The following is a 21,664-nucleotide window of genomic DNA, read 5'->3' on the forward strand; positions in this document are numbered from 1 at the left end:
TTGATCCGGCGCCCTCCCATCACCAGCCTGTCATCATGGCGGCGGCAGCCTCGATCCGGCGGAGTGATCAGGCCCGATCACCGCGGTTCGGGCGCAGGAAATGGACATGCGGGCGGCCATGATGCGGCGATGGCTCGACGCGCGCCTCGATGTTGAAGACGTCACGCAAGAGCTCTTCCGTCAGGACATCGGCCGGCTTGCCCGTGGCGACGACGCGGCCCTGCTGCAGGACGACGAGGCGGTCGCAGAACATTGCGGCGTGGTTGATGTCATGGAGCGCGAGGATGCTGGTCACGGGCAGCTCTGCGACCAGGCTGAGCAGGCCTATCTGGTGCTCGACGTCGAGATGGTTGGTGGGTTCGTCAAGGATCAGTTCGCTCGGGTTCTGGGCGAGGGCACGGGCGATGTGGGCACGCTGGCGCTCGCCGCCCGACAGGTTCTGCCAGTTGTCATGGCGCTTGCCGGCCATTCCGGCGCGGGCGAGGGCGGTGTCCACCGCCCTGTCGTCTTCGGCCGTCCAGCCGGAGAAGAACGAACGGTGCGGGAAGCGGCCGAGCTTCACCACGTCGTCGACCGTCAGGTTCTGGTTGGTCGTTGCGTGCTGTTCCACGAAGGCGAGCCTTTGGGCGATCGTGCGGCGCGGGATCGTGGAAATGTCCCGGCCATCGAGCAGCACGCGGCCGGCGCGCGGTCTCCTCAATCCGGCCAGAAGGCGCAGGAGCGAAGTCTTGCCGGAGCCGTTCGGGCCAAGGAGGCCGAGCATCTCGCCCGGCTCTACGGCAAAGGAGACGGCATCGAGAATGGACTTCGCGCCGATGCTCCAGGAAATGTTTTCGGCAACGATGCTCATGCTGCGCGCTGGGACCGATAGAGGATGAAAGAGAAGAAGGGCACACCAACAAGGGCGGTGACGACACCGATCGGCAGCACCTGCTGCGGCACGAGGATGCGCGCGGCGATATCGGCCAGCACCATGAAGATCGCCCCGCCGATGGCGCAGGCCGGCAGCAGGCGGCTATGCAGCGGGCCGACCAGGAAGCGGGCCGCATGCGGCACGACGAGCCCGACAAAGCCGATGGAGCCGACGATGCTGACGATGGTGGCGGTCAGCAGCGCGGTCAGACAGAAGAGCCCGAGCCGGGCGCGAGCGACGTTGACGCCGAGGGCGGCTGCCGCCTCGTCGCCGAAGGCGAAGGCGTCCAGTACGCGGGCATAGGCCAGGCAGGCGATCAGGCCGAGGCCGACGACGATGGAGACCAGCGTGAATTCCGGCCAGCGCACGCCGCCGAAGCTGCCGAGCAGCCAGAACATCACGTCGCGCGCCTGCTGCGCGTTGCCGGCGGTGGTGACGACATAGGCGGTGGCGGCATTGAAGAGCTGGGAGGCCGCGACGCCGGCCAGGATGGTCCGGTCGGCGCCACCGCGCGTCCCGTTGGAGAGGACGGCGACAAAAAGGAAGGCGGCGAATGCCCCGGTGAATGCGCCGGCTGACAGGGAGACCACGCCGGAGCCCAAGCCGAGGATGACGATGCCGACCGCCCCGGTGGAGGCGCCGGCGGAAATGCCGAGCACATAGGGTTCCGCCAGCGGATTGCGCAGCAACGACTGCATGATCGCGCCCGAAAGCGCCAGGCCCGCGCCGCAGAAGGCGGCAACGAGCGCACGGCTCAGGCGATAGTCCCAGATGACCGTCTCATGGATGCGATTGAGCTCGGCCGTTGTCCAGCCGAGCTTGTTGGTGATCGCGAGCAAGGTCGTGGTGACGGGGATCGGCAGGTCGCCGATGCCGGTACTGATGGCGACGACCAGCAGCACGGCAACGAGGGACAGGACCATTGCCAGGCTGGTGATCAGCGCATGCCGCATCCTCTGGCCCCCGACCGTTTCACTGAGAGCCGTCACTTCAGCAGACCGCGTGCCTTCAACTGCTCGGCCACCTGCTCTGCGCCGAAAATGGTGCGTACGGTCGGGTTCATGGCCTGCCCGTCCATGACAACAATGGCATTGTTCTTGACGGCCGGCATCTGGCTGGTCGCCGGGTCGGTCGTCAGGAACTTGATCTTGGCGTCCGGCTTGTCGAGCTCCCAGCGGTTGCGGTCGAGGCTCGCGACGACGATGACGTCAGGATTGGAGGCAATGATCGCCTCCCAACCCAGTGCCGGCCATTCGGCTGCGGCGTCGATGGCATTCACGCCGCCGAGCAAATTGGCGATATAGCCGGAAGCACCGTTCTTGCCGCCGAGATAGGCGTCGGCTGACGGCGAGGGGCTGGAGAACCAGAAGACATAGGAAAGCTTGCGGCCATCCGGCGAGACGGTGGCGCGAAGGGCCGCCTCGCGCGCCTTGAAATCGGCGATCAGCGCCTGGCCGCGATCGGCGACGTCAAAGATCTGCGAGAGTTCGTCGATCTCCTTGTAGAGCAGGTCCATGCTCCACAGCGTGTCGCGGCTGCCATAGACATCCTTGCCGCCGTCTGTCTTCAGGCAGGTGCTGGGCGAGAGGTAGGTGGGCACGCCGAGCTTTTCGAAATCCTCGCGCTTGGCAACCTTGCTGTCGGGGCCAAGCAGGCTCGGCAGGGCGGCGGCGACGAAATCCGGGTTCTCGGCCAGAATGCCCTCGAAGGTCGGGAACTCGACCGTCAGCAGCTTGACCTTCTCGTTGGCGGCGGCAAGCTGCGGCAGAACCTTGCTGGGCCAGAAGGCGGTGCCGGCCATCCTGTCTTCAAGACCGAGCAGCAGCAGGATTTCCGCGCTGTTCTGGCCAAGGCCGATGGCGCGCTCGGGCGCCTTCTCGAAGGTGACCTTCACGCCGCAATTGTCGATCGTCAGGGGATAGGTCGTCGTCGCGGCGAAGGCGTTTGCAGCACCGATGGCGGTGGCCAGCACGAGCCCGGAAAGGGCGGTAAGGAGGGGACGAAGACGCGACATGGTGAGCTTCCTTAAAGCGTGGCAAGGGGCGCGTTCCTATGACCACAGCTTGGTGACTTAAACAAGACAAAATTAGTCATCTTATGTGGATTGTCGCCGTCCCGCCTCGTCTCCATGCGGCTTGGCGACCGCCTTCGTCAGGTCAGCAGCCAGGCAATCAGCGCGTAGCGACCCGTCTTGGCGAGCGTGACCAGCAGCAGGAAGCTCCAGAGCGGTTCGCGCAGGACGCCCGCCACAAGGGTAATGGGGTCGCCGACCACGGGGAGCCAGCTCGCCAGAAGCGACCAGCGGCCGTAGCGGTGGTACCAAGCCTGAGCGCGGACGAGCCGGCCTGGCGAAACCGGGAACCAGCGCCGGTCGCGAAACCGCTCGACGCCGCGTCCGATCATCCAGTTGACAAGCGAACCCAGCACATTGCCGAGGCTGGCGACGGCGACCAGCAGGACGACCGAATGTGCGCCGGCATGGACGAGATAGGCGAGAAGACCCTCCGACTGGGCCGGAAAGAGCGTCGCGGCGAGGAAGGCCGCAGCGAAAAGGCCGATATAGGCGGTCATGACAGCCCGGTCAGGTGCCGAAGAAGCGGCGGCGGGCTTCGATTTCGATGTCGAGGCGAAGCTGAAGATCGGCGAGCTTTGCCATTTCGCGGCGGATCGCGTCTTCGCCGGTTGTCTCTTTCAGAACATGGGCCTGTGCGGCCACGGCCTTTCGAAGCCCGATTTCCCGCGGCACCGCGCCGGCATCGGCCATGATCCGGTATCCGACCGCCTCCATGCTGCCATCTCCGGAAACATCCAGCGGTTTTCCGGCTCCCGCGAGATTGTCGAATTGTCCTTCGGCCTGGGCCTTGAGGATCTGGCGTTCGGCAAGGGTGGAGACGTTCATGGAGGTTCTTCCCGGCCGCGGAGGTGCGGTTAAGCCCGTGCAGTTGAACCTTTCGCCAGTGGCTGCGTCAAGGGCCTGGCCCGTTGCGCGGTCGGGCGGATTGCCTCAGGCGCCGAGGGCGCGGAAGGGCTTGGCCTTGAGCGGCCGGCCAAAGCGATAGCCCTGTCCGATCTCGCAGCCGAGATCATTCAGCATCGTCTGTTCGGCTTCGCCCTCGATGCCTTCGGCCACGACCTCGAGCTTCAGGGCATGGGCAAGCGCGATGATGGCGCGGACGATCTGGCGCACACCATTGTCATCCAGCATGCGGCGCACGAATGACTGGTCGAGCTTCAGCTTGTCGAGCGGGATGCCGGCCAGCTGGCCCATCGAGGAATAGCCGGTGCCGAAGTCGTCGAGCGCGATCCGGATGCCCATCGCACGCAGCCGCTCCAGCTCGTCGAAGATCCGGTCGCCACTGTCCAGAAGGGACGACTCGGTGATTTCCAGGCAAAGGCGCGACGGCGCCAGCCCACTCTTTTCGAGAGCGGACATGACATCCGCCACGATATCGGAGCGATCGAGCTGGATCGGAGAAACGTTGACCGCGACCGTCAGCTCCGGATCCCACGCGCTGGCTTCGCGGCAGGCCGTCTCCAGCGCCCAGCGGCCGAGATCGCAGATGAGGCCGTTCGACTCCGCGATCGGGATGAAATCGGCTGGCGAAACGAGGTCGAGGGAGGGATGCTGCCAGCGCACCAGCGCTTCGGCGCCGGTCAGGTGGCCGGTCGTCAGCGCCACTTGCGGCTGGTAGAGAAGAAAAAACTCGCCCTGGGCGAGGGCCGTCCGCATGTCGGTTTCCAGCATCCGGTAGCGGGCCTGGCGCAAGGCGCTCGCGGGATCGTAGATCTTCCAGCGGCAGCCGGGCACGGCGCGGGCGTCGTCAAGGGCGGATTCAGCCGCGCCGATCGCCTGCTCGACGCTGACATCGGCAAGCCAGCACAGGCCCATGCGCGCCCTTGCCTCCATGCCTGCGGCACCGACTGCCAGCGGCTCGTCCAGCCAGCCCAGAAGCGTGTTGGCCATGTCCGGCAGCGTCTTCGTGTCATCGACGGCAAGGGCGATGGCGAAGATGTCGTCGCTGAGACGCGCCAGCAGCGCTTGCGGCGCGCGGGCGCGCAGCCGGTCGGCAACCGCCTTGAGAACGTCGTCGCCAACATCGCGGCCAAAGGTGGCGCAGATATTGTCGTGGTTCTCGATGTCGAGCGTTGCGATACAGGTGCCTTTCGGTGCAAGCGGCAGGCGATCGACAAAGGCGCGGCGGTTGAGCAAGCCGGTGAGCTCATCATGGTCGGCCAGATGGCGCAGGCGCTCGTGATAGACCTGGCGCGCCGTGATGTCGCGGATGATGACGCAGCCCGCCAGCGGAGTGTGCCCCGCCGATGTCCTCACGCCGTCTGCGTCAGCGTGGGAGAGCGTGATGGCCGCCTCGTAGTGGGCTTCATCCGCCCCCTTGCGGCGCACGAAATCGATCCGCGCCGAATGCGGGCGCCCCGGATCGCGACGGTGATCCTCCAGAAGGGTCTGGAGGGCGGTGGCAATGTCCGGGAAGATCGCATCGATGCGCTCCAGGGTCGGCCCGGCCTCGTGCTCTGCCGCCATGCCCATGACGCTGCGCGCTGCGGCATTGGCTTCCACGACGCGCAGCGTGGCGTCGAATGCGATCACGCCGTCGATGCTGTCGGCGACGATCCGCTTCATCAGCCGGCGTGTCGTGCGGTTTTCGAGGTGTGCGATCGCCATCAGGGCTCGCACCACGTCGAAGCGCTCATTGACCACAAGGACGATGCCGAGCGCGACGGTGATGAGCGGGACGGCGGTGGCGAGAACGACAGACGCCTCTTTCAGCAGCACGAAAGCCGCGCTTTCAATGGCCGCGACGAGGAGGATGCAGGCCGTGATGATGACAAGCACATGGCGCGAGCGCCATGCGAGCGCACCGGCGATGATCACCAATGCCAGCGCGACGGCGCCGAGGCGCTGGTCAAAAGGTTCCAGGATGCGGTCCTGAAGGATCGTCTCGGCCGACAGGGCATGGATGACCGGGCCAGGCAAAGTTCCATGCACGGGAACGGCAAAGATGTCCTTCAGTTCCGTCGCCGTCGCGCCCACGACAACCGTCTTGCCGGCAAGCGCGGCCGGAGCGATCTGGCCGGCCAGGAGATCCGACACCGAATAGGTGGGAACCGTCCGGGGCTCAATCGAGTAGTCGATACGAATGCTGCCGTCGTCGTCGGGGCTACCCGCCAGGGCGGCCGCGGCGGTCTGGATGCGGACGCCGTCGAAAATGTCGCCGAGCGCCATGGAACGCACGGCGCCGTCCCCATCGACGGCGACATTTGCAAAGACAGGCCAGGCATTTTCCAGAAACGCGGGGATCGGCCGGTTGATCTCGGTCGTCGTGTCGTTCCCAGCCCGCGCATGCTGGTGGAAGACGGGCAGGAGCACGCTTCTTCCGGCCCGCTTCAGGGCAGCGGCAAGGGCCGCATCTTCGCCGGGACGGGACGGCGTGGAAAAATCGACGTCGATGAAGATGGACTGGACACCGGCAGCGGCCAGACGGTCGATGATCCCCGCATAGAGACTGCGCGGCCAGGGCCAGACCCCTGCGGCATCAAGGCTGGCCTTGTCGATGGCCAGGACGACGACTTGGCCGGTCGCCGGACGGGGGGCTGCCGCAAGACGCGCAGAAATCAGCTTCTCGTCGATGCTGCCGATAAGGGCGGTCTGGCTGCCCAGCAGCGACACCAGCAGAATGGCGGCAATGGCAAGCCAGCGTGTGACATGCAAGCCAGGATTGGCGCCCAGGCGCCGAAACAGCGCGTTGGCTGCGCAGCGCAGGCGCGCCGGGGCGCTCACCATGGTGCGCAGTCCCGTTCAGGCAACCGCGGCATCAGTCATGGCCTCCATGGCCGTTGCCGTGATCGTTGTCATTTCCGCGACCGCTGTCGTTTCCGTGGCTTTCCGATCCCTTGTCCGACTTGCCACTGTGGTCTTCGCCGTCACTCCTGCCCTTGTTGTCGGACTGTTCGCCCTTCTCTCCCTTGTCGCCCCTGTCCTCCTTGTCGCCCTTGTCCTCCTTCTCGCTCTTGTCGCCCTTCTCGCCTTTGTCCTCCTTGTCGGCCTTTTCGCTTTTTTCGGGCTTCTCGCTTCTGTCGGGCCTGTTGGACGTGTCGTTGCCGTTGCCGTTGCCGCGGTCTTCGCGGGTGCCTCTGCCGTCGCCGTTATCCCTGTCGTTTTTGCCATTCCGGCCTTCATGGCCGCCACGCTCCGCCCTTTCGGATGTGTCCGAAGGGGAGGCGCGGCCGTCGTCGCGCTTGCCTGTTTCGGCCTTTTCGCGCGTATCGCCGGACGATCGGGTTTCCTTTTCGGTCTTTTCCTCTCGGCCAATTTTGCCGTTGTTTCCAGCAGCGCCACTCGCCTGGTCGTCGGTCCCGGTTGTCCCGGCGCCTGCCGTCGTCTCGGTGGCGTCGTTGGTCGTTGCGCCGATTCGGGTCGTGGTTCCCGCAGCCGGGATCTTCGACGCCTGCGGTTCGACAGTGACGATCTCGTTCGCCGAAACCGTGCCGCCGACGCTCATTCCCGTGGTTTTCCCGACCTCTGCCCGCCCGCCGGGGCCGACTTCGGCGCGCTCTCCGGAGGCGAAGGCCGTGACCTGCACGAGGCCGCGATCGACCTCCACACGGGCGCGGCGGCGATCGACGGAAACGGTGAAGTGCGTGCCTTTCACGACGGCCGCGAGGAAAGGCGTCTGGACGGCGGTGTGCGGCTGGCTGCGCTTCTCGATATCAAGCTCGATCGTGCCCATCTGCTGGGCGATCTCGGTCTTCGGGGATGCCCCGCCGGATGTCCACACGAGCGCCAGAGTGCCGGGATGCAGGACCATGCTTTCGACGCCGCGCCTCAGCAGCGCCCGTCCGCCTTTCCCCGTCGAGATCCAGGCCTTGTTCGGTACGGTATCGCCGGTCTTGAGGGTGACCCAGCTTGCCTTGTCGAGCGTGTAGCGCACGCCGGTCGTGACCTTGGCAACCTGCCAGTCCGCAGCCCGCGCGGCGGCTGTGCTTGCGGCAAGGGCGAAGACTAAGAGTAAAGCTCTGGTGATCGCGATCATGCTGCACATCCCTTGTTATCGAGAAGTGTAAGCCACGAGCGCCTTAAGATTCCTTTGCGCACCTGTGTCCAATGCTTCGTATCGCTGCGCTTTCCCCGTGATTTCGGCGGACTTAACCCCTGCTTAACCCCTGCTTAACCCGTCCAGGCGGGCCAGCGCCCCGCGCGGTGGCTTGACAGTGGCAGGATATGTAATGTTATTACATTAATGCCGGGTATTCGACATATGCCCTTCTGCCGTCTTCCAGTTATCGGAGCCCATCATGAACACGCTGCCCGTCACCGTTCTCTCCGGCTTTCTCGGCGCGGGAAAGACCACGCTTCTGAACCACATCCTCGCCAACCGGCAGGGCCTGCGCGTGGCGCTGATCGTCAACGACATGAGCGAGGTCAACATCGATGCCGCGCTGGTGCGGGAGGGCGGGGCGAATCTCTCGCGCACGGAAGAGCAACTGGTGGAGATGACGAATGGCTGCATCTGCTGCACCCTGCGCGAGGATCTCCTGACGGAGGTGCGCGCGCTCGCCGCCGCCGGGCGGTTCGATTATCTGCTGATCGAATCGACCGGCATTGCCGAGCCGCTGCCGGTGGCCGCCACCTTCGACTTCCGCGACGAGAACGGCCAGAGCCTTGCCGATGTCGCCCGGCTCGACACGATGGTGACGGTGGTGGATGCCGTGAACCTTCTGCGGGACTATGCCTCCACCGATTTCCTGCGCGACCGCGGCGAGACGGCCGGGGAGGGGGACGATCGGGCCCTGGTCGATCTGCTTGTCGAGCAGATCGAGTTTGCCGATGTTGTCGTGCTCAACAAGATCGGCTCTGCAACACCGGAGGAGCGCGATGCGGCCCGCAAGATCATCGTCGGCCTCAATCCGGATGCGAAGCTCGTCGAGGCCGATTTCGGGCAGGTGGATCTCAGGGAGGTGCTGGGCACCGGCCGCTTCAACTTTGCCAAGGCCGAGACCCATCCGCTGTGGTTCAAGGAACTGCACGGCTTCAAGGACCATATCCCCGAAACCGAGGAATACGGCATCCGCTCCTTCGTCTATCGCGCCCGCCAGCCCTTCGATCCGCTGCGCTTCCAGGCCTTCATCGACCGGCCCTGGCCGGGCGTGGTGCGTGCCAAGGGCTTCTTCTGGCTCGCGACGCGGCCGAATGATGTGGGCGAGATCAGCCAGGCCGGTGCGCTCGTGCGCAACAGCCGGCTCGGCCGCTGGTGGTCGTCGGTGCCCAAGGCGCAGTGGCCGCAGGATCCGGGCTTTGCAAAGCACATGGCACCCTATCTCGATCCGGTCTGGGGCGACCGCCGGCAGGAAATCGTCTTCATCGGCGCCGATCCGATGAACGAGGCGCGCATCCGCGCCCAGCTCGACGCCTGTCTCGTCGACAGCCCGGTCTTCCAGCCGGATCTGTGGCGCAACCTTGCCGACCCGTTCCCGCGCTGGGACCGGCAGGCGGCCTGAGACAGGGCGGTGGAATGGCGGCGCGGACCCCGTCTTGACAGGGGCGCCGCGCTGCCGTCTAACTGGCGTTGACGGTTCCCGAGGCAAAGCCGGAGGGATTAATAGGGAACACGGTGAGGACGACCCGAACGGGGCCGAATCCGTGGCTGCCCCCGCAACTGTGAGCGGCGAGGCCCTGCCATCCATGCCACTGGTCGGAAACGACCGGGAAGGCCGGCAGGACCAGCGACCCGCAAGCCAGGAGACCTGCCGTCGAAGCACGCAACAACCGGACGGGGTGATCCGGGAAGTGTTGGACCGTCCGGCCCTGCGCGCCTTGTCGCCTGGCCCCTCGATTCATCCTTCTCCGGCTCCGTTGTTTCGAAGGATGATGATGAGCGACCTCCTGTCGATGGCGGTATGCAGCCGCTGCCAGACCCTGCCCGTGACCGATCCGGCGCAGGGCGAAAGTCCCACCGATCTCGCCGGTTCCCGGCCGTCACCGCCCGGCGCGCGGCTTCTCGATCGGCTTGCCGCGGTCGCCGACCTGCACGGCATTCACCTGCAGCCCACGGCCTGCCTTGCCGGGTGCGACCGGCCGCTGACCATCGGTTTCTCCGCGCCGGGGCGGGCCACCTATCTCTTCGGCAATATCGATCCGGAGACCGACCTGCCGGCCCTGATGGCCTTTGCCGGGCTCTACCGCGCCGCGCCTGGCGGCTGGACGAACGAGGGGCAGCGGCCGGAAGGACTGCGGGGCAAGATCATTGCCCGCATTCCGGCGCCTGCGGTCGCGGCGGTCAGCGCATGAGCGAGATCCTTCTGGATGCGAAGGACCTCTCCTTCGTCACGGCCTCGGGTGCCCGCATCGTGCGCGATGTCTCGCTTCAGGTGGCGGCCGGCGACCGGCTGGCGATCATCGGCCCGAACGGTGCCGGCAAGACGACGCTGATGCAGATGCTGGCTGGACTTGCAAAGCCTGCATCCGGTTCGCTGCGTCTGGCCGGCCGCCCGCTCGATCTGCTGCGCCCGGCCGAGCGGGCCCGGCTCGTCGCCGTCGTCGGTCAGGCCGACCAGCCGGACCGACGGATCTCGGTGCGCGACTACGTGGCGCTCGGCCGCATTCCGCATGCCGGCATCGCCTCGCCGAAGGTGGATGCCTTCCTCGTTGCCGAGGCGCTGGAGCGCACGGCGATGGCGGGCTTTGCCCGGCGGGAGATGGGGTCGCTGTCGGGCGGCGAGCGGCAGAGGGCGCAGATCGCCCGGGCGCTGGCGCAGGAGCCGCGCATCCTCTTTCTGGATGAACCCACCAACCATCTCGACCCGCGGGCGCGCGGCACGCTGCTGTCGCTCGTGGCCGATCTCAGTCTCACGGTGGTCGCCGTGCTGCACGACCTGCATCTGGTGCCGGGCTTTGCAACGCGCGTCGCGGTCCTGCGCGACGGCGCGCTCGTTGCTTCCGGCACGGCCGGCGAGGCGCTGTCGCGCGAGACGATCCGCGATGTCTTCGGTATCGATCTCATCCGCCTTCCCCATCCGCACGAGGACCGCGAACTGACGGTCTTCGACATTCCCGTTTCATCGACCCACCCTGTCTCTCCCGAATCCGGAGCCTTGCATCCATGACACTTCGCATGCTCGTCGCCGGCGCTGTCGCCGTTGTCGCTACCCTCGCCACGTCGCCCGCCTTCGCCTTTCCCGTCACGGTCGACAGCTGCGGCCAGACGCTCACCTTCGATGCCGCGCCGAAGCGCATGGTGGTGCATGACATCAACATGGCGAAGATGGCCTTCGCGCTCGGCCTTCAGCCCTCGATGGTGGGCGTCACCGGCATTTCCGGCTGGTACAAGACCGATGACATTTTCAAGAAGGAGCAGGGCGCGATCCCGGAACTTGCGCCGAAATATCCGACGGTCGAAAATCTGGTCGCCGTCAACACCGACTTCTTCTTCGCGGGCTGGTATTACGGCATGAAGCCCGGCGGCGACGTGACGCCGGATACGCTCGCCCCCCACGGCATCAAGACACTGGTTCTCACCGAAAGCTGCGTGCATCTCGACAAGAACCGGCCCGCCGCCTCCATGGACCTGCTCTATGGCGACATCGAAAAGCTCGGCACGATCTTCGGCAAGGAAGCGGAAGCGAACGCGCTGGTGACGGGCTGGAAGGCGCAACTGGCCGATATCCAGGCGAAGGTCGGCGATCACTCCGGCACGCGCGTCTTCCTCTTCGACAGCGGTGAGGACAAGCCGTTCACGGCCGGCAAGTTCGCCATCCCGACGGCGATGATCGCGGCTGCCGGCGGTCAGAACATCATGGCCGACATGGACACGAGCTGGGGCACGACGGACTGGGAAACGGTCGCCACGCGCAATCCTGAGTTCCTCGTGCTGCTCGATTACCAGGATGGGGCCGGCTACAAAAAGCTGCTCGATTTCCTGAAGGCGCATCCGGCCATGAAGGAGACGGATGCGGTGAAGAACGAGCGTTTCGTGGCGCTGCGCTATGAAGAGCTGACGCCCGGCCCGGACAATGTCGCGGCGATCGGCAAGATCGCGCGGGCCATGCATCCGGAAGCCTTCTGATCGTGACGCTTCGTTTCGGTCTCGGCGTGGCGGCGGCGCTGGTCGCCGTCGTGCTGCTCGCCTGCGCCTCGGTTGCCTATGGTTCCACCGTCATCCCCATCGCCGACGTGCTGACGGCCATCGGCCGTGCCGTCGGTTTGGTGAACGATGGCGTGACGACGCCGGTCGATCGCATCGTCGTCGATCTGCGCCTGCCGCGCGCCATCCTTGCCATCGCGGTTGGCGCAGGGCTCGGCGTCATCGGCCTGCTGCTCCAGACGGTGACCCGCAACGATCTTGCCGATCCCTTCCTCTTCGGTCTTTCGGCCGGGGCGGCGGCCGGGGCGGTGGCCGTCATCACCCGCATCGGCGACCGGCTCGGCCTCTTCACCCTGCCGATCGCGGCCTTTGCGGGCGGCATGCTGGCGACGGGCGTCGTGCTGATGCTCATTCGCCGCGCCCAGGGCTACGGGCCGGAGCGGCTCGTCCTGGCCGGGCTCGCGGTCTCCTTCCTGTTTACCGCGCTCACCAACTATCTCGTCTTTTCCGGCGACCAGCGGGCGGCCCATTCGGTACTGTTCTGGACCATGGGCGGGCTGGGGCTTGCGAGCTGGCAGAACATCGGCATCGGCATCGTCGGCGCGCTGATGGCGCTCGGCTACACGCTCAACCGGCACCGGCAGCTGGATGCGCTGCTGGGTGGCGAGCAGACGGCCGAAAGCCTCGGCGTGCCGGTCACGCGGCTGCGCAACCTGACCTTTCTCATCGCCAGCTTCTCGACCGCTCTCCTGGTCTCGATTGCCGGCGTCATCGGCTTCATCGGCCTGATGATCCCGCATATGGCGCGGGCCTTTGCCGGGCCGCTGCATGCGCGGCTCGCCGTCGCCTCGGCGCTTCTCGGCGCGGCGCTGCTTCTCGGCAGCGATCTCATCGCCCGCACGCTTTTGCCTCCGCAGGAACTGCCGGTCGGCGTCGTGACAAGCTCGATCGGAGCATTCTTCATCGTGGCGATGCTGGCCTACCGGCCGCGCTAAGAACGGCTCACCAGCAGGTGAAACCGCCATCGACGGGGAGAACGGCGCCGGTGACGAGGCTTGCCGCCTCCGAGGCGAGGAAGAGGATGGCCGCCGCCACCTCGTCGGCTTGGCCCATCCGGCCCATGGGCGTATCGTTCAGCCAGATCGGCAGGCGCTCCAGGTTCAGCGGGTTGGCGCTGACCATGGGCGTTTCGATGTAGGTCGGCGCCACGGCGTTGACGCGCACCTTGTGCTGTGCCCATTCCGCCGCCATGGAGCGGGTCATGTGGTGCACGGCGGCCTTGGAGACATTGTAGGGCGTCTGCGGCTGCGGGCGGTTGGCGATCGTGCCGGACATGGAGCCGAGATTGACGATCGAACCCTTGCCCGCCTTGATCATGTGGGCGCCGAAGGCGCGCGAGCACCAGAAGACGCCGTTGACGTTGACATTCATGATCTTCAGCCACAGCGCGTCCGAGACATCTTCGGACGATGTGCCGCTGTCGCCGATGCCGGCATTGTTGATGAGAATGGTGGCCGGCGTGCCGCGCGCGGCGAGTTCGTCGGCAATCGCGGTCATGCGGGCGCTGTCGGTGACATCGCCTTCGAAGAGTTCGGCTTTGTAACCCCTGGCGGCCAGTTCCTTCACGGCCTCTTCGCCCATCTCCGCCTTCGGCTCGATGATGACGACATGGGCGCCGGCTTCGCCGAGCGCGAGCGCGGTCTGGTAGCCGATGCTGCGGCCGCCGCCGGTGACGACGGCGACTTCGCCGGCAAGTTCGAAACGTTGCTTGAACGACATGGAAGTTTCTCCTCAGATATCCTGACTGGCGGGAAGGATCACGACATCGCGGATGGTGATGTGGCGCGGGCGGCTCAGCATGAAGAGCAGCACGTCGGCGATCTCTTCGGGTTCGATCAGGCTTTTCGCGGCCTTGGCCTTTTCCAGCCGCTCCTCCAGCCAGTCATCGAGAAGGGCTGTGATGACGGGGCCGGGCGCGATGGAGCCGACGCGTATGCCGTGCTTGGCCACCTGCCGGCGCAGCGTATAGACCAGCGTCTGCACGGCATGTTTCGAGGCGGAGTAGACCGGCTCCCACGGAATATGTTCGTGGCCGGCAACGGAAGTGGTGACGACGATGTCGCCCGTCTGGCGCTCGATCATGTGCGGCAGCACGGCATGCACGGTGCGAAAGACCGCGTTGACATTGAGGTTCAGGAGCTTGTCGAACGCATCGGGGTCGCCGTCCACGAGGTCGCCGCCGATATAGGTGCCGGCATTGGCGTGGAAGACGTCGAGCCGGCCGGCTCTCGCGAGGATTGCCGGCACCATGGTCCTGACGCTCTCCGGGTCGAGGAGGTCGACGACGAGCGGGATGGCGCGGTCACGGCCGACCTCGGCACAGATGCGCTTCAAGGCCTCTTCGGCACGATCCACGAAGAAGACGGTCGCGCCCTCGGCCACGCAGGCCTTCGCGCATGCAAGGCCGATGCCGGATGCCGCGCCGGTGATGGCAACCACCTTGCCGGAGAGTGATTCTGCCATGGATTCCTCCATTCGATGGCGGGACTGGATGCGCAGGTGCATCGGGCGGCGCCGGACAGCGCCGCCGGTTGCCCCATGCGGATCCGATGGCTTGCTCAGCGGGTCGTATAACCGCCGTCGGCGATGAGAACGGCGCCGGTGACGTAGCTGGAGGCGGGCGAGCACAGGAAGAGGATGCAGTTCGCCATTTCCTCCGGCAGGCCGTAGCGGCCGATCGGCGTATTGGCGCGCCACACGCTGTCCCATTCCTTGTTGGTCTCGCGCACGGCCGTCATGTCGGTCTCGATATAGCCGGGCGCCAGCGCATTGACGCGGATATTGTCCGGCGCGAGTTCGTTGGCGAGGCTCTTCGTCAGCATGTGCACGCCGGCCTTGGAGGCATTGTAGGCCACCTGGTTCTGCGGGACGTTGGTCACGACGCCGGAGATGGAGCCGACATTGAGGATTACGCCGCCGCCCTGCGCGCGCATCGGATTGATGGCCGAGCGGCAGAAGCGGAAAAGCTGCGTCAGGTTGGTCGACATGATCTTTTCATAGAGCTCGTCGGTAAAGTCGGGCGTATCGCCATGCTGGGCGACACCGGCATTGTTGACGAGAATGTCGATGCGTCCGTATTTCGCGATGGTGTGGGCAATCAGCTTTTCCGGCGTTTCCGGATCGCGCGCATCGGCCGAGACGAAGTCGAATTCGTAGCCGGCCGCGCGCAGTTCCGCCTCACCCTCCGGATTGTCGCGCCGCGCCGTCAGAACGGATTTTGCACCGGCCTCGCCGAAGAGCTTGGCAACGGCAAGGCCGATGCCGCGATTGCCGCCGGTGATCAGCGCGACCTTGCCGTCCAGTCTGAAGTCGTTGAGTGCCATGATGTTTCTCCCAATTTATCGTAAGGCCGTGATGTCTCAGGTAACCGGCGCGCCTCATCCGGCGCGGCCCGTCGATGCGTAGGCGTAGTCCTCCACGACACGGCCGACGGCGGCCACCGCAAGGGCGGCGGGATCGAGCGGCGTGCCCGCAAAGGCGGTGAAATGCGGCAGGTGCTGCCGGAAGAGCGTGACCGGCACGCTGACGCCAGACAGGCGGGCGAAGAGATCGGCCACGGCCGCTTCGGCTTCCGGCTGGTTCCAGTAGTAGCGGATACGATCCGAATAGGAGTAGTGGCGCTGAATGCGCTGGTTCTCCGCTGTCCCGCCGTAGTGACGCGCCCAGTCGCCCGGCTTTTCCAGCATCAGACGTTCCATGGCATCGTAAAGGGCACGCGGACCGCGATCCGGGAAGAGGTCCCCGGCGATGAGGTCGAGGCCGTAGAGCGCTTCGCGGAGCGCAAAGGTCAGTTCCGGGCCGACCTTGAGGATGGCAAATCCGTCTTCGACGAGGGCGCGCAGCGGTTGGCGGCCCTGGTAATCGGTCGAGTGGGCCTCGAAGGCGAGGTTCGGCTCGCCGTCCAGAACGGCGCAAAGGGCTTTGGCCTTGTCGCGATCGTAGACAATGACATTCTCGTTGCCGAATTCGACGCCGGGCTGCACCACGACGCCGACGACGCGGGCAAAGGCATCCGAAAGGCCGGCATCTGCAAAGACGCGGCGGTGGACGGCGATGGTGGTGCGTGCTGCGTCCGCGGAGGTCGGCTCGATGGCGGTCAGCACGTGGTCGGCGCCGCCCGGCGGTGGGACTTCGGTGCCGATGATGTAGACGGGCGGCATGCGGCCGCTGCGTCTGGCTGTCTCTTCCGCCACCTTTGCCAGGCGGGCAGCACGGCCGGCGGTCGTCTCGTCGTCCAAGGCTTCGGGCTCGCCGGCGCAGCCCATGGACGCGTCCAGATGGATCTTCGAGAAGCCTGCCTCAATGTAAGCCGCGACCATCTTTTCAGCTTCAGCCATTGCCGCGTCGGCCGGCTGCTTTCGCCACGGATTGGGGCCGAGGTGATCGCCGCCGAGGATGATGCGGTCTCTGGCAAGCCCCGCATCGTCCGCCATGGCGAAGACCCTGGCGGCGAAGTCGGCGGGCGTCATGCCCGTATAGCCGCCCAGATGGTTGACCTGGTTGCAGGTCGCCTCGATGAGCACCGTCGTGCCGGTGCTGGCCGCGTATTCAAGACCGGCGCGGATGACGAGCGGGTGGGCCGAGCACAGCGAGGTGATGCCCTGTGCGCCTGCCTTGGGCACCGAGGGATCGCGACGGAAGAGGGCGGCCTGTGTCATGCGCGCCTCCGCGTGCTCGCCATGAAGGCGTCGAGTTCGGCGCGCGTGCCCGCACCTTCCATGGGGCCCTGAACGGTGACATTGCGTGCGCCGGCCGCGTTGGCGTAGTCGAGCGCCACGTCGGGCGCCATGCCGAGCCGGCGGCAGGCCACGAAGGCCCCGCCGAAGCAGTCGCCGGCACCGGTCGGGTCCACTTCCGTCACCTCGAAACCGGCGCAATCGACGCGGCTGCCATCGGCGCCGAACCAGGTGGCCCCATGTTCGCCGCGTTTCAGGGCGATCTCGCGCACGCCGCGGGCGAAGAGGGCAGCAACGGCCTCTTCCTCGCTGCCCTCTATACCGGCGGCGACGAAAAGCTCGTTGCCGGAGGGCAGCAGCAGGTCGGCAGCCGCAATGGCACGCGAGAAGCGCTCGGCGGTCTGGCCGTGCTGGAGCAGTTCCTTGCGCATGTTGGGATCGACCGAGACGCTGCCGCCATTGGCGCGGATGGTCACCAGCGCTTCTTCGAGCATGTCGGCGACGGCGGGGATGGCAAAGGCGGTGCCCATGATGTGCAGGTGGCCGGCGCGCGCAATCAGCGCGCGGGCCGGGCCATCGAGCGACAGGCGGGCGGCGGCGGATTTCGAGATGTTGAAGACGAAGTCGCGCGAACCATCCGGCCGGTATCTGACGAAGGCGCTGCCGGTGGGGTAGGCGGGATCGACGGCGACCGCCGAGATATCGACGCCATCGCGTTCGAGCCGGTCGGTGTTGACGCGGCCGAAATCATCATCGCCGACGGTGGCGATGATGCCGGCACTGCCGCCGGCACGGGCGCACTGATCGATGAAGATGGCCGGCGCGCCGCTGGGATAGGGGCCCGTCAGCGTCAGTGGTTCCAGGAAGCCGATGCCGCGATCGGCTGCCATGATTTCCACGAGGATTTCACCGATGGTGATCGTCGGGCCCTTCGTGTCGGGGCTGAGGCCGCGCGGTGTGTTTTCGGTCGTGTGCTCTGAGGGTGGCGTGGCCGGCGCGCTCATTGTGTCTCTGTCTTGGCAAGACGCCACCGCCGGTGCTTTGCCGGGCAGCGAACGCCGTTTCCTTGCGAGCTTGGGCGGCCGTGCCGGACCATGCTCCTCCCATGGAGCCGACCTTAGAGCCAATTGTTTTCGCGCGCAACATATTGCGCACGGTTGTTTCGGAATCACACTGAAAACTGTAGGATTTCCGAAACCGATTATTCCGTGCCGCACACTTTGTTTGCGCGGTGCACAAATATCCGATGCGGAAGGCGAAAACCGGTCTTAGTCGTCGGAGAAGCGGTTGCTTTCGAGCGACAGATAGCGCTGGTGCAGCATGCAGGCGGCACCATAGGCGGAGCCCGAATTCGTCTCGGTGTTGAGCAGCACGACCGGGATTGGAAAGCTTGCTTCCTGCGCATTGCGGATATGGGCGGTGAGCCGCGAGGCGATCAGAGGCAGGAGCTTGGCGACGGAGCCGCCGAGCACCACGCGATCGGGATCGATGATGCGACAGGTCTGCGCTATGGCGTAGCCGAGCGCCCTTGCCCAGGTTTCAGCGATCGCGACCGCTTCCGGTGCCCGTTCTTCCACGTCCGCCAGAAAATCCTCGAAGCTTGCTTCGTGCCGTCCGGGCTGACGGCGGTAGAGGCTGAGGATATTGCCGAGCCCGACAATCTCTTCGAGGTTTCGCGCGCCGCCGTCCTCGACGGGTACCAGCATGTGGCCGATCTCGCCGGCAAGGCCGTGGGCGCCGCGCAGCAGCTGGCCATTGACGACGATGCCGCCGCCCACGCCGCTTTCCATGAGGATGAACAGCGTGACGCCGTCGGTGCTTTCGAGGCCGGCATAGCCTGCGCCGATCGCAAACGCGTTCGCGTCGTTCTCTACCATCACCGGCACGCGGACCGGCAGGTGCTGGCGGGCGAGATCGATGAGATTGACGTTCTTCCAGCCGAGCAGCGGTGCGAGATGGACCGTACCATCGGGCCGTAACTGCGACGGCGTGGAGATGCCAAGTCCTTCGAGCCGTTCCAGATCTTCGCGCGACAGATCGGCCAGGGCCAGCTTGACGGCATGGTGGATGGCATCGGCCGTGCTGTGGGCCGGGCCGTCAAAGGGGACGGTCTGCGTCGCCGTGATGACGCCGGAGAGGCCGATCCGCACCGTGGTGATGTGTTCCACGCCGATCTCTATCCCCTGGAACAGAACGGCTTCGGGCACCAGCTCGATCATCACGCCCGGCCGTCCGGCGCGTGCGTGTTCGCGCGGCCGGTAGCGGCCTGCCTCCACCTCGCGCACCAGTCCCCCTGCCGTCAGCTCGGCAATGATGTGGCCGGAAGACGAGCGGTTGAGGTTCAGGATGCGGGCGAGATCCGCCCGGCTCAGCCGCTTGGCGCGGTGGAGTGCCTGCAGGGCCGCAATCTCGTTGCTCTGCCGGATTTTCCGGGGGGAGCTTGCGACGAGGCTGATGTCTTTCATGTCCGGCCGTCCTGCATCATACGTCTTGTGGCTTGTATCAGTTTTGCAGTCGGATGAAAGTCACTTGAGCGGGTGCTGATGCACGTGTTCCCGCGCGGTGCCCGCCCTCAGGGGCGCGCGTTGGTGTCGCGCCGGCGCCTGGCTTCGGCCATCTTGAGGTCGATGAACTGCTTGGCGTGGATGGCGAGCGGCATATTCTCGGTCCAGGTGTCGCGCCAGATGGCGCAGGCGATCGTCAGGCCCTCGTCCACCACGGCGCTCGAAAAGGATTCGAAGGTGATGTCGCGCTGGTAATCGATGTCGAGCAGGGCATCGAACATCAGGTCGAAGTTCAGCGTGCCGTCGCCGAGATAGCCGCGATTGCTTTCGCCGATATGGAAATAGCCGAGTTTGTCGCCGGCAAGCCGGATGGCCGCGGCGGGATTGGCTTCCTCGATGTTCATGTGGAAGGTGTCGAGGTGCAGGCGCACGTGGTCGGAGCCTGTCTCGGCAATGAAGGCAAGGCCCTGGGCGGTCGTGTTGAGGAGGTTGGTCTCGAAACGGTTCACCACTTCGAGCACCAGATCGACGCCCTCCGCCTTCGCGATGTCCGCCGTCTTCGCAATCGCCGCGATGCTGTTCTGGCGGCCTTTCGCTGTCGGGGTGCGGGAATATTTCGTGTGGGCGGAATAAAGGATACCGCCAAGCTTGGAGCCGCCGATATCCCTCACCGCCTTGACCGCATCGGAGAGCACCGCTTCGCCCTTCTTCACGACGTCGGCGTCCTCGCTGGAGACGTCGGCGGCAAGCGGCAGGCCCATGGTGACGGCGATGTCGATGTCGAGCGCCTGCGCGCGCTTGCCGAGCCGGTCGAGGTTGAACTTTTCCGGCTTGAGATAGGCGAGCTCGATGAGCTTGAAGCCGGTCTCGGCGGATTTTTCCATGGCCTCGATCAGCGAGTCCTCCTTCGTGCCATCCGTCCAGACGAAGGAGTGAATGCCAAGCCGCGCCATTGAAGTGCCTCCCGATTTCTATTTGGTGTTATACGCAACAAAATTGGTTTGCGGCGTTCTGTCAAGGATCGCGCGGTGACGATATTAGTCTGAAGATCGGCAGCCTGCCAGCCCGAGGCAGGATGAAAAGCCGTGCGTCTCGAGCGCTCTTGCCGGATTGAATGGTCGAGCAACAAATATTGCCTGAACAGGGCCGATGGGCTAGAGAGGCGGGGTATGGCGGCGGGGCGGAGACCCTGCCCGGATGCCGCCGATCGCTGCCCTTCGGGCACGCTGGTCAGGCGAAGAGCGTGAGGACACAGCCGATGAAATCCCTGGTACTGGAAGAGAAGATGAAGCTCACGCTGCGCGATTTCCCGATCGAGCGCGAGGAGGTCATGGGTCCGCACGACGTGCGCATCAAGCTGCATACGGTCGGCATCTGCGGCTCCGACGTGCATTATTATACCCATGGTGCCATTGGCGATTTCGTGGTCAAGGCGCCGATGATCCTCGGTCACGAGGCCTCCGGCACGGTGATCGAGACGGGATCGGCCGTGACCGATCTCAAGGTGGGCGACCGTGTCTGCATGGAGCCCGGCGTTCCAGATCCCTTGAGCCGCCCGACGCGGCTCGGTCTCTACAATGTCGATCCGGCCGTGCGCTTCTGGGCGACGCCGCCCATTCACGGCGTGCTGCGCCCGAGCGTGGTGCATCCGGCTGCCTTCACCTTCAAGATCCCCGACAACGTCTCCTTCGCGGAGGCCGCCATGGTCGAGCCGCTGGCGGTCGGCGTGCATGCGGCGACGAAGGCGCAGGTCAAGCCTGGCGACATCGCGCTTGTCATCGGGGCCGGGCCGATCGGTCTCGTGACAGCGCTGTCGGCCCTGGCCGCCGGCTGTGCGCGCGTCTTCGTCAGCGATGTCGATGATACCAAGCTGGAGCTCGCCGCAAGCCTCGGCGCGGTGACGCCCGTCAACGTCACGCGGCAGGACCTGACGCAGGAAATCCTCAAGGCGACCGATAACTGGGGCGTGGAGATCGTCTTCGAATGCTCCGGCAGTCCGAGGGCGGCAGAGGCGGTGTTCGACCCGCTGTGCCCATCGGGTCGCGTCGTTTTCATCGGCATGCAACTGCACGATATTCCCTACAGCGTCGGCAAGGCGATGGTGCGCGAGGCGCGTGTGGAGCATGTGTTCCGCTACGCCCATGTCTTCCCGCGGTGCGTGGCGATGCTGTCGTCCGGCGCAATCAATGTGAAGCCGCTGATCACCCGCACCTTCGGCTTCGAGGACAGCGTCAAGGCGTTCGAGATCGCCGCTTCCGCGCCGAAGGGCGAGGTGAAGATGCAGATCGAGCTGCCGCAGTAGAACCTGCGCTCCAGGCTGCGGCGGCGCGCGATCCAGGCTGGCGGCAGTCGTCCCGATCGGGGGAGGCCTTGTGCCTTGACCGATCTTTGCCGCACCCGGTGCCGATGCGGACC

At 65.7% G+C, this 21,664-nt stretch carries 20 protein-coding genes and 1 riboswitch; of the genes, 6 read left to right on the forward strand and 14 right to left on the reverse strand.

Features of this window, described 5'->3' with window-relative positions; all coding sequences use genetic code 11:
- Window positions 1-67: 67 nt before the first annotated feature.
- From ACED18_RS10945 to ACED18_RS10975, 7 genes are all read right to left on the reverse strand, one after another.
- Window positions 68-850, reverse strand: coding sequence for an ABC transporter ATP-binding protein (locus ACED18_RS10945; protein WP_377292024.1), 783 nt, complete (start codon window positions 848-850; stop codon window positions 68-70).
- Window positions 847-1,836 carry a FecCD family ABC transporter permease gene (locus tag ACED18_RS10950; protein ID WP_377292356.1) on the reverse strand — a complete coding sequence of 330 codons (990 nt, stop codon included), beginning with the start codon at window positions 1,834-1,836 and terminating at the stop codon, window positions 847-849. The genes ACED18_RS10945 and ACED18_RS10950 overlap by 4 nt, the downstream gene beginning before the upstream one ends.
- Window positions 1,837-1,898: 62 nt before the next feature.
- Window positions 1,899-2,927 (reverse strand): ABC transporter substrate-binding protein, encoded by a 1,029-nt coding sequence (locus tag ACED18_RS10955; RefSeq protein WP_377292026.1) that lies wholly within the window; start codon window positions 2,925-2,927, stop codon window positions 1,899-1,901.
- Window positions 2,928-3,064: 137 nt separating this feature from the next.
- Entirely contained in the window at window positions 3,065-3,484 is a 420-nt protein-coding gene (locus tag ACED18_RS10960; protein ID WP_377292028.1) for a YqaA family protein, read from the reverse strand.
- A gap of 10 nt (window positions 3,485-3,494) precedes the next feature.
- On the reverse strand, window positions 3,495-3,812 hold the full coding sequence (locus tag ACED18_RS10965; protein WP_377292030.1) for a DUF1992 domain-containing protein: 318 nt from the start codon (window positions 3,810-3,812) through the stop codon (window positions 3,495-3,497).
- A gap of 105 nt (window positions 3,813-3,917) precedes the next feature.
- Window positions 3,918-6,713: an EAL domain-containing protein gene (locus ACED18_RS10970; protein WP_377292032.1), complete on the reverse strand. Its 2,796-nt coding sequence runs from the start codon at window positions 6,711-6,713 to the stop codon at window positions 3,918-3,920.
- Window positions 6,714-6,744: 31 nt separating this feature from the next.
- Window positions 6,745-7,962 carry a hypothetical protein gene (locus ACED18_RS10975; protein ID WP_377292034.1) on the reverse strand — a complete coding sequence of 406 codons (1,218 nt, stop codon included), beginning with the start codon at window positions 7,960-7,962 and terminating at the stop codon, window positions 6,745-6,747.
- 259 nt (window positions 7,963-8,221) lie between these two features.
- On the opposite strand from ACED18_RS10975, the gene ACED18_RS10980 reads away from it, so the two are divergent.
- The 5 genes from ACED18_RS10980 to ACED18_RS11000 all read left to right on the forward strand — a co-directional run bounded on the left by ACED18_RS10980 (window position 8,222) and on the right by ACED18_RS11000 (window position 13,004).
- On the forward strand, window positions 8,222-9,427 hold the full coding sequence (locus ACED18_RS10980) for a GTP-binding protein (RefSeq protein WP_377292358.1): 1,206 nt from the start codon (window positions 8,222-8,224) through the stop codon (window positions 9,425-9,427).
- 55 nt (window positions 9,428-9,482) lie between these two features.
- A riboswitch (cobalamin riboswitch) is annotated at window positions 9,483-9,696 on the forward strand.
- Between the two features lie 104 nt (window positions 9,697-9,800).
- Complete coding sequence (locus ACED18_RS10985) at window positions 9,801-10,217, forward strand: DUF1636 family protein (protein ID WP_377292036.1); 417 nt, start codon at window positions 9,801-9,803, stop codon at window positions 10,215-10,217.
- Complete coding sequence (locus ACED18_RS10990; protein ID WP_377292038.1) at window positions 10,214-11,032, forward strand: ABC transporter ATP-binding protein; 819 nt, start codon at window positions 10,214-10,216, stop codon at window positions 11,030-11,032. Before ACED18_RS10985 ends, ACED18_RS10990 begins: the two co-directional genes overlap by 4 nt.
- Complete coding sequence (locus tag ACED18_RS10995) at window positions 11,029-11,991, forward strand: ABC transporter substrate-binding protein (protein ID WP_377292040.1); 963 nt, start codon at window positions 11,029-11,031, stop codon at window positions 11,989-11,991. The genes ACED18_RS10990 and ACED18_RS10995 overlap by 4 nt, the downstream gene beginning before the upstream one ends.
- A gap of 2 nt (window positions 11,992-11,993) precedes the next feature.
- The gene (locus tag ACED18_RS11000) at window positions 11,994-13,004 is read left to right on the forward strand and encodes a FecCD family ABC transporter permease (RefSeq protein WP_377292042.1); all 1,011 of its coding nucleotides are present in this window, start codon (window positions 11,994-11,996) and stop codon (window positions 13,002-13,004) included.
- Window positions 13,005-13,011: 7 nt separating this feature from the next.
- Here the strand turns inward: ACED18_RS11000 and ACED18_RS11005 are convergent, their stop codons facing one another.
- The 7 genes from ACED18_RS11005 to ACED18_RS11035 all read right to left on the reverse strand — a co-directional run bounded on the left by ACED18_RS11005 (window position 13,012) and on the right by ACED18_RS11035 (window position 20,202).
- Window positions 13,012-13,788 (reverse strand): SDR family NAD(P)-dependent oxidoreductase, encoded by a 777-nt coding sequence (locus tag ACED18_RS11005; protein ID WP_377292044.1) that lies wholly within the window; start codon window positions 13,786-13,788, stop codon window positions 13,012-13,014.
- A gap of 12 nt (window positions 13,789-13,800) precedes the next feature.
- Window positions 13,801-14,532, reverse strand: coding sequence for an SDR family oxidoreductase (locus ACED18_RS11010; protein WP_377292046.1), 732 nt, complete (start codon window positions 14,530-14,532; stop codon window positions 13,801-13,803).
- 95 nt (window positions 14,533-14,627) lie between these two features.
- Entirely contained in the window at window positions 14,628-15,392 is a 765-nt protein-coding gene (locus tag ACED18_RS11015; protein WP_377292048.1) for an SDR family NAD(P)-dependent oxidoreductase, read from the reverse strand.
- 54 nt (window positions 15,393-15,446) lie between these two features.
- Window positions 15,447-16,727 carry a D-tagatose-bisphosphate aldolase, class II, non-catalytic subunit gene (locus ACED18_RS11020; protein ID WP_377292050.1) on the reverse strand — a complete coding sequence of 427 codons (1,281 nt, stop codon included), beginning with the start codon at window positions 16,725-16,727 and terminating at the stop codon, window positions 15,447-15,449.
- Window positions 16,724-17,749 carry a sugar kinase gene (locus tag ACED18_RS11025; RefSeq protein ID WP_377292052.1) on the reverse strand — a complete coding sequence of 342 codons (1,026 nt, stop codon included), beginning with the start codon at window positions 17,747-17,749 and terminating at the stop codon, window positions 16,724-16,726. Before ACED18_RS11025 ends, ACED18_RS11020 begins: the two co-directional genes overlap by 4 nt.
- A 264-nt stretch (window positions 17,750-18,013) precedes the next feature.
- On the reverse strand, window positions 18,014-19,210 hold the full coding sequence (locus ACED18_RS11030) for an ROK family transcriptional regulator (protein ID WP_377292054.1): 1,197 nt from the start codon (window positions 19,208-19,210) through the stop codon (window positions 18,014-18,016).
- A gap of 107 nt (window positions 19,211-19,317) precedes the next feature.
- Window positions 19,318-20,202 carry a sugar phosphate isomerase/epimerase family protein gene (locus tag ACED18_RS11035; protein WP_377292056.1) on the reverse strand — a complete coding sequence of 295 codons (885 nt, stop codon included), beginning with the start codon at window positions 20,200-20,202 and terminating at the stop codon, window positions 19,318-19,320.
- Window positions 20,203-20,507: 305 nt separating this feature from the next.
- Here ACED18_RS11035 and ACED18_RS11040 point away from each other — a divergent pair, with 305 nt between their 5' ends.
- Window positions 20,508-21,551: an NAD(P)-dependent alcohol dehydrogenase gene (locus ACED18_RS11040; protein WP_377292058.1), complete on the forward strand. Its 1,044-nt coding sequence runs from the start codon at window positions 20,508-20,510 to the stop codon at window positions 21,549-21,551.
- Window positions 21,552-21,664 lie beyond the last annotated feature (113 nt).

Origin of the sequence: Rhizobium sp. SG2393 (genome assembly GCF_042610495.1) — a bacterium.
GTDB lineage: Bacteria > Pseudomonadota > Alphaproteobacteria > Rhizobiales > Rhizobiaceae > RU20A.